Annotated in this window: 14 protein-coding genes; 4 read left to right on the top strand and 10 right to left on the bottom strand. The window is 65.8% G+C overall.

Annotated features, from left to right (window positions below; all coding sequences use genetic code 11):
• Positions 1 to 79: 79 nt before the first annotated feature.
• Both V5E28_RS39620 and V5E28_RS39615 read right to left on the bottom strand, forming a co-directional pair.
• Positions 80 to 400: a hypothetical protein gene (locus V5E28_RS39620; protein WP_336214854.1), complete on the bottom strand. Its 321-nt coding sequence runs from the start codon at positions 398 to 400 to the stop codon at positions 80 to 82.
• 185 nt (positions 401 to 585) lie between these two features.
• The gene (locus tag V5E28_RS39615; protein ID WP_336214852.1) at positions 586 to 1416 is read right to left on the bottom strand and encodes an SAM-dependent methyltransferase; all 831 of its coding nucleotides are present in this window, start codon (positions 1414 to 1416) and stop codon (positions 586 to 588) included.
• Between the two features lie 265 nt (positions 1417 to 1681).
• On the opposite strand from V5E28_RS39615, the gene V5E28_RS39610 reads away from it, so the two are divergent.
• Positions 1682 to 3205 (top strand): hypothetical protein, encoded by a 1524-nt coding sequence (locus tag V5E28_RS39610; RefSeq protein ID WP_336214851.1) that lies wholly within the window; start codon positions 1682 to 1684, stop codon positions 3203 to 3205.
• Positions 3195 to 3836 carry a 2'-5' RNA ligase family protein gene (locus tag V5E28_RS39605; protein WP_336214850.1) on the top strand — a complete coding sequence of 214 codons (642 nt, stop codon included), beginning with the start codon at positions 3195 to 3197 and terminating at the stop codon, positions 3834 to 3836. The genes V5E28_RS39610 and V5E28_RS39605 overlap by 11 nt, the downstream gene beginning before the upstream one ends.
• 5 nt (positions 3837 to 3841) lie before the next feature.
• Here V5E28_RS39605 and V5E28_RS39600 read toward each other — a convergent pair whose 3' ends face one another.
• Together V5E28_RS39600 and V5E28_RS39595 are read right to left on the bottom strand one after the other, a co-directional pair.
• Positions 3842 to 4498 carry an HNH endonuclease family protein gene (locus tag V5E28_RS39600; RefSeq protein WP_336214849.1) on the bottom strand — a complete coding sequence of 219 codons (657 nt, stop codon included), beginning with the start codon at positions 4496 to 4498 and terminating at the stop codon, positions 3842 to 3844.
• A 241-nt stretch (positions 4499 to 4739) separates the two neighbouring features.
• Positions 4740 to 4994, bottom strand: coding sequence for a hypothetical protein (locus V5E28_RS39595; protein WP_336214847.1), 255 nt, complete (start codon positions 4992 to 4994; stop codon positions 4740 to 4742).
• A gap of 379 nt (positions 4995 to 5373) precedes the next feature.
• On the opposite strand from V5E28_RS39595, the gene V5E28_RS39590 reads away from it, so the two are divergent.
• A complete protein-coding gene (locus V5E28_RS39590; protein ID WP_336214889.1) occupies positions 5374 to 6171 on the top strand; it encodes a pentapeptide repeat-containing protein in 798 nt (265 codons plus the stop codon).
• A gap of 7 nt (positions 6172 to 6178) precedes the next feature.
• Here the strand turns inward: V5E28_RS39590 and V5E28_RS39585 are convergent, their stop codons facing one another.
• Positions 6179 to 6907, bottom strand: a complete 729-nt coding sequence (locus V5E28_RS39585; protein ID WP_336214845.1) for a CHAP domain-containing protein — start codon at positions 6905 to 6907, stop codon at positions 6179 to 6181.
• A complete protein-coding gene (locus tag V5E28_RS39580) occupies positions 6891 to 7172 on the bottom strand; it encodes a hypothetical protein (protein ID WP_336214844.1) in 282 nt (93 codons plus the stop codon). The genes V5E28_RS39585 and V5E28_RS39580 overlap by 17 nt, the downstream gene beginning before the upstream one ends.
• 48 nt (positions 7173 to 7220) lie before the next feature.
• On the opposite strand from V5E28_RS39580, the gene V5E28_RS39575 reads away from it, so the two are divergent.
• Entirely contained in the window at positions 7221 to 7397 is a 177-nt protein-coding gene (locus V5E28_RS39575; RefSeq protein ID WP_336214842.1) for a hypothetical protein, read from the top strand.
• Positions 7398 to 7401: 4 nt separating this feature from the next.
• Here V5E28_RS39575 and V5E28_RS39570 read toward each other — a convergent pair whose 3' ends face one another.
• From V5E28_RS39570 to V5E28_RS39555, 4 genes are read right to left on the bottom strand one after another with little or no spacing between them, the layout of a single operon-like run.
• Positions 7402 to 7740: a hypothetical protein gene (locus V5E28_RS39570; RefSeq protein ID WP_336214840.1), complete on the bottom strand. Its 339-nt coding sequence runs from the start codon at positions 7738 to 7740 to the stop codon at positions 7402 to 7404.
• On the bottom strand, positions 7737 to 8384 hold the full coding sequence (locus tag V5E28_RS39565) for a hypothetical protein (RefSeq protein WP_336214839.1): 648 nt from the start codon (positions 8382 to 8384) through the stop codon (positions 7737 to 7739). The genes V5E28_RS39570 and V5E28_RS39565 overlap by 4 nt, the downstream gene beginning before the upstream one ends.
• Positions 8384 to 11128 (bottom strand): hypothetical protein, encoded by a 2745-nt coding sequence (locus V5E28_RS39560; protein ID WP_336214837.1) that lies wholly within the window; start codon positions 11126 to 11128, stop codon positions 8384 to 8386. The genes V5E28_RS39565 and V5E28_RS39560 overlap by 1 nt, the downstream gene beginning before the upstream one ends.
• A gap of 13 nt (positions 11129 to 11141) precedes the next feature.
• Positions 11142 to 12287: a hypothetical protein gene (locus V5E28_RS39555; RefSeq protein ID WP_336214836.1), complete on the bottom strand. Its 1146-nt coding sequence runs from the start codon at positions 12285 to 12287 to the stop codon at positions 11142 to 11144.
• Positions 12288 to 13226: the final 939 nt, after the last annotated feature.

Below are 13226 nucleotides of genomic sequence, written 5' to 3'. Positions count from 1 at the left end.
TCCCGCCACGCCGGCCGCACGGGGACGTGGATAGGCCATGAGCCTGCCCGGCCTGGCCGCCTGTCCATGTCCCACCTCATCACCCGTCCACGCTCCTCAGCGCGGCGGGAAGCTGGCTGCTCAGAACGGGAGGCAGCGGGCGGACCCCGTTCCGGATTGCCCACCGGCGGCTCTCATCCTGCGTGTTGCGAATGCTCGCCCACAGCGGCTCGGGGTCGTAGCAGTCGCCGACGTGGTAGACGCCGCGCTCGGTCGAGTACCCCCGGAAGAACACCGTGACGTGCTCCTTCACCCGGAGGACCTGCCACCAGTAGCCGATCTCAAGTTCGAGCCGGTCCGCCCATCTGCGGTCGTTGTTGTCGGCGTGGGGTCCGCCGTTGTCACGCTGCTCCGCAAGCATGTCCTTCTCCGTAGTCGTGTCGGCTGGGAGAGGGCGCAGGCCGGTGCTGGGAGTCGGTGGCGCTACCGGCCTGCGCCCTGGGGGTGCGGTGCGGCGGGGAGATGGCACCGGGCCGCCCGCACCGGCGTGGCAGCGCAGCGCCCCGGCGGGGTGCGCTGCTCCAGACCGCTGCCACGCCATGACCATCACACCGAGCGCCTGGCGAGCGCCATCAGGAAGTGCGGTGCCTCACGGATGGGAAGTGGGCCCTTGTCGTCGGGCAGGAAGTCGATCGTGGGAACAAGGCCGGGCTCCTCGATGTCGAAGCCGCGCATCAGGCCCGCGATCTCGTCGCGGGTGCGGATGTAGATGGTGACGCCGTGCTCCCGCTCGTAGGCCGCCTTCCCCTTGGCGACCATGGCGGCATCGTGACCAGTGCTGGTCACGTGCGTCACGACCACAGGACTCCCGGGCACGAGGTGCTGCCGGAGAGCAGCCATGAGCTGGCCGGCCTCGCGGTCGTCCAGGAAGTGCAGCACCGCGCCGAGGATGACCACGATCGGCTTGGTCAGATCGAGGTGCGTGGCCAGGGCGTCGAGCACCTCGGCCGTATACCGCAGGTCTCCGTGGACGAAGTTCACGCCTGGCCCGCGCAGAAGCGCCCGGCAGGCCGTGGCCACCAGTTCGTCACAGTCCATCGCGAGCCACAGGCGGCCAGCCTGGATGCCGCCCGCGACATCAGCAAGGTCAGGCAGGCCGCGCACGTCGCCTCCCACCAAGGGCTTGCCGCAGCCCATATCGGCGAACTGCTCGAAGCCTTCGAGCGCCAGGTGGACGACGGCGCGGACCAGCGCGGCGGCGTTTTCCTGCACGACCTCGTCCACCTCTTTGATCGCGGTCCGCAACTCGCTGGCGGCTGCACGGTCGGCCTCGAATGTCTCTTTGCCTGCTCCTCGCAGTTCGGCGTACGTGCGGGCGGGAGCGGCCTCGTTCGCATTGAAGACGCCGCCAGGCGCCGGGGTGGGGATAGTCGTCATATTGGGCCTCAAGGGGGGCTGACCGGGAGACTCAGGAGCGGTGCAGAGACCGCCCCTGCAGAGCGCTGTCAGGGCTGAGGTCAGTAAACGCCCCGCCGGAAGCTGGCGAGAGAGCCAATATGGTTAGCGCCTCATCCAGGCGTTGACCTGGGCGTTGACCCGGCAACAGCCCGCGAAAGTTAGCTCCCCGCAATTCAGCTCCCCCGAGCGGGGAACGAGGCGTAGCCTCTGAGGCGTCGAGGCTTCCAACCCCGAGGTTCAGCCAATGACCGCACCGCCGAAAAGGCAACAGCGCGCCATCCGCTCCCACCATTTGCGAGCGCGGGGGCTTTCATGGGAGCACATCGCCGCCGTATGGGAAACGGACTATCCGGGAGTATCCCCGCGGATCGCCTACCGGTGGGCGCACAACCTTAGCCACCAGGAGGTGGCCGACCGCTGGAACGCTCTCGACGCCGGCGACGCCACCATGGTCAAGGCCCGCATCTACCAGTTCGAGAACTGGCCTGTGCAGGGCCGCCGCCCGAGCGTGGCCGCCCTGTATGCCCTGGCGCGGGTGTACCAGGCCACTGCGCGTGCCCTCCTGACTCCGGCCGAGTACGCGCTCTACCCGCAGCAGGAACGGGCGGAAATCGATCGCATCGACTACCGCCATCTGGACGAGAACCACACCCTGCACAAGCCGATCGGCGCCGAGACGCCCGCCTACCCTGGGACAGCGGAGGTGTCGCACCCATCGCTGTCGCTCACGCGCGATCAACGGCCGCTTGACCCTCAGGAGCAACTGTCCCTCTACGCTCGTGAGTCCTCCCACATCCTCAACCGAGCGGAGCACAGCAACGTGGGTTCCGACACCCTGGAGCGGCTCCACTCCCAGCTGCGCAGCGCCGCCTACGGCTACCTCAAAGCGCCTACGGGGCCGCTGCTAGCCAAGGTGCGACGGGTGCGGGACGAGGCGCTTCGGCTGCTGGAGGGGCATCAGCCCCTGAACAACCGGCGGGATCTCTACCTGATCGCCGGCTGGGCGATGACGTTCCTCGCCTGGGCCAGCACCGACATGGGCCGCGTGGACGCGACTGCCGAGCATGCCAAGACGGCCTGGTACTTCGCGCAGCAGGCAGGTCACGATGGTCTGCGGGCGTGGGTGTGCAAGACCCGGCAGGTGGTCGCGTACTGGGCAAACCGGCGTGAGGAAGCCATGCGGCACGCTGAGCACGGCCTGCTCTACGCGATGAGAGTCGGCGGCGAAATCGAGGTGATGCTGACGAGCACCCTCGCCCTCGACTACGCCCGGCTCGGCCGAATGGACGAAGCTCGCGCGCTGCTCCAAACCGCCCACAACCTCACTCCTGACGGGGAGGAACACGACTACCCGGGCGGCCCTCTGAGCTGCGCGCCCGAACGCGCCTTGAGCTACTGGGCAGACGCCTACCTTGTGCTCGGGGAACCGGCCGCGGCCCGGGAAATGGCGAGACGTTCCGTGTCCGTCTCACAGGCAAGTTCTACCGGGGACCGTAATCTCGGCACTGAGCGCATGACTCGCCTGCACGTGGTTCGAGCCAGCATCGACCTGGGAGAACTTGAAGTGGCCGAGGAGGCGCTGCTCCCGGTGCTCGATACTCCCACGGAGGCGCGGCCGGCGCCGCTTCTCATTCAGCTCTCTGACGTCGCCGCCAGGATGCAGCCGGCCTTGCGCAACAGCGGGCACGGCAGAAGGATCAGCGACGCCATCGGCGCGTTTCAGGCGGCGACGGTTCCGCAAGCAGGGAGGCAGGCACTTGGAAGGTAGCGACACCGAGACCCGTGATCATTGGTGGTGGCGGCCAGGGTGGCGCACGGGCCGCTCGTTCTACACGTGGCACATCCTCGTTGACGATCAGGAAGCGATCCACAAGTTCGCTGCCCGAGTCCAGCCGGAGCTTGAAGCGACGGGCGCGCTCGGCGCGATCCCGTTCCAGTGGCTGCACATGACGATGCAGGGCGTCGGCTTCTCCGACGAAGTGGCTGAGGCGGAGGTGGCGGCCGTTGCTGCGGCCGTGGAGCGCCGCCTGGCCGTTGTCCAGCCCGTCGCCGCGACCGTGGGGCCGCTGGTGGCGGATGCTGAGGGCGTCAATTTGCCGGTCCGCCCTGTGGGGCCGGTCGATGGAGTACGTCGGGCGATCCGCGAGGGCATCGCCGATGTGTGGGGACCGGACCGCGTGCCGGAGGACGCCGAGGGGTACAGACCGCATGTAAGCCTCGCCTACTCGAACGTCAGCGGGCGGGCGCTGGCGCCCATTCGAGAGGTGATCGCTCGCTACGACGAGGTCATCCCGGTCACCCTCACGAGGGCCACCCTCATCGACGTCAACCGAGATGACCAGGTGTACCGGTGGCGAATCATTCACACCGCCGCCTTCGCCGACGGATCGCCCGGTTAGCCCTGCTATGGCAGCGGAGCGATCTCCAGTGGAACGTTGGGGCAGGTTGCCGCGATCGAGGTCAGGGTGTCCTTCTCGGCGGCGTCGACGGTGAGCTCCCACCGGGTCTTGATTGCGGTCCACTCGGCAATGTATCGGCAGCGAACAGGCTCGATCGGTAGCCACTGGGATGGATCTTGGTCGGCCTTCTGCCTGTTAGAGCGGGCGGTGACGGCGACGAGGTGGTCGGGGTGGATCAGGTCGTTGGCGTATGCCTGGCGTTGGGTGGCGGTCCAGGTTGAGGCTCCGGAGTCCCAGGCTTCGGCCAGTGGGACGACATGATCAACATCCAATTCGGATGCTTGTTCGACTGTGACGTCATCATAGTACGAGTGCCATCGACCGCCGGTGAGGGCACATTTGGTGCTGATCTGGGGCGGACTGGTGGCCTCGTCGATGAGGACCTCGCCGCGGGTATTGCAGGAGTCTCGGTCCGCGTCGACCCAGTGCCGGAAGCTGGAGCGCCGGTAGCCGGCGCGGCTTTCGGTGTCGGTGGACAGGCTGGCGACGGCGTCGTGCAGGAGTACCGTTTCGGCGTGGGCGGGCGTGCGGGCCAGAGGCAGGCTCATGGCTGCCGCGATCAGGAGCGTGGCGGAGAGTGCGCCGTGCGGGGGGAATGCCATGGATCCTCCAGGTGGCGTACGTCGCTCTAAGTAGCGATCATTGACGCTAAGTAATCATGCTGGGAGGCCGATCAGGCACTACCGGTCCAGTGACAGCCCACTTGCCGAAGCCTGACGAGAGCCCGCGTTCCACTCCTGAGGCGGTGCAGAAGTGGGTGTCGTCCCTGGATCAAGAAAGACAAAAGGCCCCATCCAACTCCCGAAGGAGTCGGATGGGGCCGTGGTCTGTTCCAGGTGCACGCTACCGCTGATCGGGCGGCAGGTCGGGCCGTGCGGTGTGCTTGGCCTTGTAGCCGGACACCCACGTGATGAGGCCGGGGAGAAGCGGAATTGTCAGCGACTCCAGCCAGTCCGGCAGGAAGTTGATGAGGTCGAGGTCGGCGTTGATCGTCTGCAGTACAGCCAGGACCGCTACCAGGCCCAGGTACGAGCCGGCAGTCGCGGCCGTCACCTTCCGCTCGACCGGCTTGCTGTAGGTTACGGGGTCTCCATGCATGATTTCCTCCAAAAGTTGTTAGACATGCGAAAGGCCCCGTCACCTCGGCAGGGCCAGCACTTACAGACGTGTGGGATCAGCTCAACCGACGTGCTGGCTCACAACTCGTAGCCAGATCATCAACGCTTCGGTTACCGTCCCGAACGTGACCGCCCCTGAGGAATCCACTGTTCGGCTGCCGCCTCCTGGGCCGAAGTCGACCAGCAGCCCACAGACTTCGGCACGTCCCCAGCGTGTGATGAGAACCTTCAGGAACCTTGCCCGACCAATCCCGCAGCCAGCAGCGTCACCGCCATCACGTGTAGCCGGACGACGATGGCTACGAGACCACCAGCCACGGGTCACTCCACCGACGCAAGCAGAGCTGGACGCCTTGCCCGTGGAGAAACGGCAAGAGTTGCACGACGCGCGACGGCAGCGGCCTTGGCAGCACCTCACCTCGCTCGGCGTACTCTTCGGCCTGATCTTCACCGCGGGCGGTCTCGTCTACACAGCCAAAACGTGGGAGACGGGGCAGGAAACGCTCCGGACTACCCAGCAGCAGCAGATCACCGACCGGTACACCAAGGCCGTCGAGCAGATTGGCTCAGACAAGTCAGTTGAGGTGCGTATCGGCGGTCTGTACGCACTGGAGCGGATCGCCAAAGACTCTCCGTCCGACGCCGAAACGATCCGGCAGATCGCTGTGGCGTTCATCCTGGAACATGATCGCCCCATCACGAGCAAGGAAGACGATCGTTGGAAGCCAGGAGCTGATGTGGGAACTGCGCTTAGGGTTCTCGGTGCCCTCCCTTGGATCGGCGTGACCGAGTCACCGCCTTTAATTGCCGCTCACTTCGAATTTTCAGACTGGCAAGACGTGTACCTGAATGGCGCGGACCTGACTGGCGCGAACCTGACCGGCGCGAACCTGTTCAGCGCGAACCTGACCGACGCGAACCTGACCCGCGCGAACCTGACCGACGCGGACCTGTTCGGCGCGAACCTGACCGGCGCGAAGCTCGCGGGCGCGGACCTGACCAACGCGGACCTAAAAGCCGCGAACCTGACCGGCGTGGAACTGGACGGCGGAAACAAGCTCCCGGATCTGAGAGGCGCGGACCTGAGAAACGTCAGGGGTATAACACCGGAAGAGATCCGCAAAGGCGCAATGATAGACAACACAACCAGGTTCTAAGTCGCGATCATGCCACCCGCAGCAGCTTCGGCCACGTTTTGGGGCCGCACTGGCCGTCCACCTTGAGTCCGGCCGCCTTCTGGAAAGCACGCAGCGCGTCCTCCAGCGGCTCGCCCAACACGGTGTCGTCGATGCCGCCGCCGAGGCCGTAGCCACGGGCATGGAGCAGGTAGAACAGCGTCTTGACGTCGTAGCCGCGGGCGCCGCGCTTGAGTAGGGGCAGGGTCTTCACGATTTCCTCCGTCCAGGTCACCTCAGGCTTGGGCGCGGGCTTACCGGAGTACGCCGGGTAGCCGAAGCCAGCGATCACACTCATCGAGCGTTCGCGGCGCTTGACCTGATTGGTCGTGTTGCCCTCGATCGTGACCACGGTGCCGTTCGCGCGGACGGCCTCGACGATGCCGACGTGGTCGATCGCCGGGATCGACTTCGAGCCGGCCCAGTCGAAGAAGACCAGGGCCCCCTTGCGCGGGGTTCGCCCCCAGCGGTCGCGGGCCTTGAACCAGTTGGCGTGCCCGACCGTCCAGGCGTGATCGCCGACGACGGAGATCAGGCCCGCCTTGTTCGAGGCCCAGGCCAGGAACATGTCGCACCACGGCTCGTAGGCCCATGAGTCCGGCTTGTTGTGCCGTTCGGCCCACCACGCGCCGAACTTCGTCCAGCCGCTCCCGGCCTCGGTGTAGCCGAGCTGGCCACGGATCACATCGAGCAGCCGATCCTCAGGCGACTTCGCCACCTTCCACCTCCTCCTCTGGGTTCTCGTCCTCCACAACCGACCCTGGCGCCTGCGGCAGCCAGGACTGGTCGGGGTCGAACCCGGTCACATCGGCGTCCATGAACGGACGCGGCGGCAGTTCGCCGTCGGGCATCACGTCCTCCTTTTCGAAGGTGTTGAGAGCCAGCCAGTCGGCCACGGTCATCTTCATATCCGCGCTGGTCAGGCGCATGGGGAGCAGGTCGGGAACAACAAGCACGCAGTCCGCGACTGGCATCGCCAGCAAGGAAACACGCACCTTTCTGGCGGCAGTAGGTGGGGAGATACTCATCTCATGACGAAGAAAAGCGGAGGCGGCGGCAGCCGGGAGAAGCAAAGTGCTGCCCCCTCAGCCCAAGCCAAGGCGCGGGTGATGCGGTACGCCTCGCTCCACCCCGACAGCGACATGGCCACGTCGGGCGGGGCCAAGCGGATTCAGGCGGCCCACGACCGAAGCCAGGCCAAGCAGTAGAGCGTCAGCCTCGGGTCAGCGCGATCAAGGCGATCACGGCGCTGGCCACCGTGACCAGCACGCTGACGACGGCAATGATCTGCTTGGTCCGGTCGGCGAGCTGCGTGCGTGTCACGGCCTCTCGCTCGACGGCGTCCAGTCGAGTCTCCAGCGCAGCGTGGCGAACGTCAGCTACGGCCCGGTCCTGCTCGACGCGATGCACCAGCTCGGCGTGGCGATCGTCCACCTGGTCCAGGCGCTGCAAGATGAGCGCGGTTGTGCCACCCACCTTCTCCAGGCCGACCTCCAGCGAGCGTCGCAGTTCCGACAACGCGAGCGCCAGGTTGGGGATGTCCTCGCTCACCCGGCACCGCCTGTCGGCTGCATGCCCATGAATGCCGTGGCCGGCTTGGCGAAGAAGTCGGGCTTCTGGCCGGTCTGGCGTTGCCACTCCACCGCCATGCGCCGAGACTCGACCCGGATCGGGTCCAGCTTGGCCGCGCGGATCGGATCCAGCGGATGCGGCGGCGCAACCCGGTCGGAGCCGACGTAGACGAGCGCCGCCTGCCGATCAGCGGAAGGCGCATTCTCGAACCGGACGCGGTATTGCTTGACAGCCTGGATCCGGGTCAGCTCCGCCTGCAGCCGGTCGGCGTCCGGCACTCCGGGCGTCCAGCAGGATGGTAGCCCCCGTATCGTGGCGAGCAGCTTGTACGTGGCCGGGTCAATATGCGCCAGCGGGTCATCCTCATTCGGCAGGTACGGTTCATGCAGGATGATGTCCAGGAGGGTGTCGAAGTCCTCCGGGTCGATGCCGTACTCGGCCGCGCGCCACTCCAGCGTGGAGTGGGGGAACGTGTGCAGGATGCGGCCGCCGTCTGGCCGGACGTTGGCCACGCCCCACAGAGGTTCGGCGCCCTGAGGATTGGTGCGTGCCGGGTCCTGCTTGACGAAATGCAGTGGGCTGTAGCCCAGCTCGGCGTCCCAGACGGTCCAGATCTGCCCCATTACGCGTTCCCATCATGTCGGAATGACCACCAATAGATCGCCTTGCCGGAGCGCACGCTGCCGCCCGCAGACCAGGAGATGGTGAACGAGGTCTGGGTGGACGCCTCGATGCACCAGTAGAAGTTCGGGTCGAGGCTGGGGTTGCTGATCATCGCGCCGTCCCTGATCACGGCGACGGGCCCCATGTTTCCCTGCATGCTGGGGCCGTAGCTGATGACGATCCCGGTCCAGCCGTCGCTGGCGATCCGGCTTCCGCTGTGGACACCCCAGGTGTTCGCCGCGAACGCGCTGTCCCACCACTTGCCGTAGTGGGTGGTCCTTCCGCTGCCGTCGAACCACATGTACTGGTTGTCGCTGGTGTCGTTGTCATAGCCGATGCGCGAGTAGCTTTCGGCCGACTCCAGGAACCCGCCGTTGGGGTCAGAGCTGGTCGGGCTCAGAACCTGCAGCTTCGTCCAGCCCGCCGCCAGCGTGAAGTATGTCTGCGCTGTCAGGGCCGGGTTCGTGCCGCTCGTGAGGCGGAACGTGGCCTCGCCGGCGAAGTCCTGGTCGCTGGTCCACAGGCGGGAGAAGTTGCTGCCGCTGTTGGGATAGAACCGCATGTCCAAGGTGGTCGGGTCGAGCACGATGCGCCGCCCGGCCGCCGCTGTGCGGAACAGGCTGCCGGTTATGGTCTTGCCGGTGATCGCGTCAGCGGTCAGCGCGGCTGCGTTCACGGACCCAGCCGCGATCTTGTCGGCTGTGATCGCGTTGGCCTGGACGTGCCCTGCCTGGATCGCGAGGGCCTGAATCAGCGCGCCGGTGATGGTGTTGGCCACGATCTTGTCGCTGGCGGTAATGGTGCCGTCCACGATGTTCGCACCGGAGATCACTTCTCCGATCACGTCCATGTCCACTAGCGGCTTCGTCGCGATGCTCGCCAAGCTCGACGGGGCGGACTCGTTCCCGCGCCGGTCCACGCTGGTAAGGCGGAACCACCGCGGCGTGTTGTACGGCTGGTCGACCACCAGCGCCGCACCGGCCGCGCGCAGGTGATCCACCACCTCGAACGGGCCATCCTCGGCTGCCGCCATGTGGACGCGCACCAACTCGAAGTCCGACGACATGCCGCCGCCATTTTGGCCTAGGCCGTCCCAGCCGACCTCGATCACGCCCAGCCGCGTGGTGAGCGCTGGCGTGCTCGGCACCGGAGGTGGGGTCGTGTCGTCCTCGATCAGCGCCACCACGGGATCGCTGAACACGCCCTTGGTGCCCTGTGCGACCGCACGCACCTTGAAGGCGTACGTCGTGGCCACCACCAGCGGCGAGTACGTCGCTGCGGTGTCGTCGCTGCTGGCGATCAGCCGCCATGGCTCTGTCGCCTGGTTGACGCGGGCGTACAGCTCGTAGGCGTCCGGGTCGATGGCGACGCCGTTCACGTCCTGGGTGACGGGTGACCATGTCGCAGTGATCTGCCCTCGCGCGTACCCGTACTCATCCACGTACGCGGCGTCGTCAATGAGCAGGCCGAGAGGCTTCGTCGCCACTCGGCCGCCCGGCTGCTCGGGTGCAGGCTCGCCCCCGTCGCCACCGGAGCCGACGCCTCCCGCGAGGATGCCAGCCGCCTGGCGCGCGAGCTTGAGCTCGCGCTCCAGAAAGCGATCATTCAAGGTCACGTTGCCGGATGGCATGCCGTCCTTATCCACCGCGAGCGTGATCTGCCGCAGCCGTAGCGACGTCATCTGGCCGCCAGGACCGGGCGCGAGCACGTGATCGCCCGGCCGGAAGTGCTCGAACGGCAGCCACCGCGCGACCTCGAATCGGATCCCGCGGGTGAGCTGCGCACGCTCTCGCGAGGCGCGCTGCAGCGCGTTGTTCCCGAGGAGGATCGCCGTTCCCTGGTCGGACACGCCGCCTTGGCTCTGACTGGTCTCCCATCGGCCCCACGGGGTGTACGCGTCAGGGTTGGTCACCTCGACCATCAACCCCTGCTCACCCCGGACGAGGATCGCCGACGCGATGTCCTCCAGGGTTGCGCTGTCGGGCGCCTCATCGATGTCACGGCCGAACCTCAGGTCCACCGGTGCGCCATCGCTGGCCAGGTCGTGCCCGAGCACCGTGCCCTCGTTGTAGACGCACAACTCCCGGCCGCTCATCGTCCAGTCAATGACGCCCTGCTCGCTCAGGTTGATCAACAACGTGAGCAGATCGACGCCCGGCTCCAACTCCAGGGTGAGCAGCTTGTCGTCATTCCACGGTTCGCCCGCGCTGTCGTGCGTCGTGGAGAACTCCGTAACCAGGTGCGTGAGCGTGCCTCGGTCTCGGCCCTCATCGATGAGCGTCCGCAGAATCGCACCCGCGGTCACCGCCGAGAAGGGCCTCTTGCCGTCCGCCATGATCGGACCTGCGTACATGATCAGCTTGCGGAGCTGCCACGACCAGGCTGGGCACTCGTACGTGCGTGTACCGCTGAGGTCGGACGTGTCGGCGCCGCGCTTGATTCGCAGGAACCGGCCCCCGTCAGGTTCCTGCCACTGGCCGCCGTCGATCGCGTACTCGACCGCGATTTCCGCTGGCGTCTCCAGCCACTCAGCGCCCACGCCTGCGGCTGGATAGGTCAGCTTCAAGCTCGGCACGTCGTTGAGAGGCATGCCGACCTCGAAGCCCAAGTGGTGCGGAAGCGTGCCGAGCCGGCTTCCGTTGGGCTCGTACGCTGCCAGACGCAGCGCGTACCGCTGCGCTTGTCCAGGGATGATGACCTGCACTGCTCCCCCGTCATCAGGGCCGGGCGGACAGAGCGGCGATCTGCCGCGCCATCCGCAACTGGTAGTCCTCCCGCCGATCCGCCAAGATCAGGTTCCCGGCGACGACTCCACCGGCCGACCTAGTGAGAGTGACCTGGCGCACGCGCATCGGCTTCGGTTCCCCGCCGTCTCCTGGAGCAAGAACCATGTCGCCCGCCCGATAGTCACGCAGAGGCAGGTGCCGCGCCTGGTACATGGTGATCTCGCGGGTTCGTTGCACGCTCTGCTGCGCCCCGCGCAGCACCGTCACCGTGCCGATGTTGTTCGCCGACGTCGTCGAGGTGATACCGACCTCACGGACGCCTGTCTCCCATCGCCCCCAAGGCAGCGACGCGCCGACGTTCACCGCCTCCTGCCGGATGTTGTTGTCCCCCACGACGTACGCGGCCGACGCCATGTCCTCCAAAGTGACGAGGTCCGGTGCGGCGGTCACGTCACGGCCGGCGCGCAGGGTGACCGGGGTGTTGCCGATGGAGAGGTCGCGCAGTGCGCCCGTGCTGGGATTCCATGCGGAGAGCTGGCGCGCGCCTGTCATCCGGAAGTCGAGCAGCCCGTAGGAGACGAGCCGCAGCAGGACCGCAAGCAGGTCCGTGCCGAGCGGTACGCCCATCGCCATGGGGTTGCCCCACTGGGCTCCCGAGGAATCGGAGGACGCGTTGAACGTCCACGTCAGCCCCGAGAGTGCGCCGCGGGTCTGCGCTTCGCCCAGCAGGGTTTGCATGATGAATCCGGACGTAGCCGCCGCGCTGAACACGCGGTTGCCGTTCGTGGGCTCAATCGAACTGCTGGCGTACGTGACGGCCTTCTGCAACGTCCACAGGTAGCCGGGGCAGTCGAACTGCCATAGCCCGGACTGGTCGATCTGGTCGCCTTGCCGCTGTATTAACAGAAACCGGCCTTCGGGGAACTCGAACCACGTGTTGCCGTCTGAGGACCACTGCAAGGCGATCTCGCACGACGTCGCAATGAGGTCGGCGCCGGGCGCGTGCATGCTGTAGCTGAACTTCAGCGATGGGATGTCGTTGAAGGGGAACGCGGCTTGGACGTGCAGTGGGTGAGTGAGCAGGCCGCGCCGGTTGCCGTTCGGGTCGAAGGCGACGAGCCGCAGGTCGAAAGGCACAGTGCCTCCTCGGCTATCGCTTTACGCAGGGCCATCGCTGCTAGTCGTGCTCGTGGCGGCTTGACCAGCGTGCGTAGCGTGATGCCTCTCATGGGATACATATCTCCGCGAGTTAAGGTGCTTCTCACGACTCCCCGGATCTGCTCGTCAGACTCGTCTCCTTCGAGCTGGCAAACGCCCAAGAGAGATCTTGTGAGAAGATCAAGACCTCCCTTCATTCCCGAAAGTTGTGTCGCTGGCAGCCTCTCGCTCCTTCGTGAGAACATCGTGAGGTGAGAGATTGGGTGGTCCCCCTAATCTTGGTTCCGGTCGTGGTGGTGCTCGGAGCGCTCCTGAATGTGCTGGCCGGTCCGTTGGCTAATTACGTTAACCTACAGAAAAAGCCGCTATTCATTGTTACAGCCGTAGTCGTGTGTATCCTCTGTGCAGCGTCTGGGGTAATGTACTGGATTCAAGAACACCAGCCACAACCGTCAACGCCTCATGGTATGTTCGTTTATCCCCGAGAGGGCTCCATTGACGTCCCGCGGGATAGCATCCTGGCGCGAGGTACTGTGAGCGGCATAGAGGAGGGCCATAGTCTATGGCTTTTCCTATATGTGCCCGACGTAAAATGCTTCTACGCTGGTGACCTGGACATATCCCCCAAAGGGGGGAGCTGGGCGGGCGAAAACGTTGAATGGTCTGGGCATATATTTATTGGCGGTTCACAGCGCAAGGGTGAGCGACTTCAGCTGGTCCTAGCGTCCCTTGACCCTGTGGCGCTAGATATTCTGCGCAGAGAAGAAGACAACACTGGCAAGGTCAACTGTCGCCGCTCACTGGGAATTACCGATAAGGTAAAGATTCTCCACCAAATTGTCATTTACGGAGCTTAGGCGCAGGCCGCTCACGCACGGTGTCATCGGCAACCAGTACTGGACACTGAGCCGGATCAAA

The sequence above is a fragment of the Nonomuraea sp. LPB2021202275-12-8 genome, from assembly GCF_037044575.1.
Classification (GTDB): domain Bacteria; phylum Actinomycetota; class Actinomycetes; order Streptosporangiales; family Streptosporangiaceae; genus Nonomuraea.
This window is presented reverse-complemented; position numbering and strand designations above follow the sequence as displayed.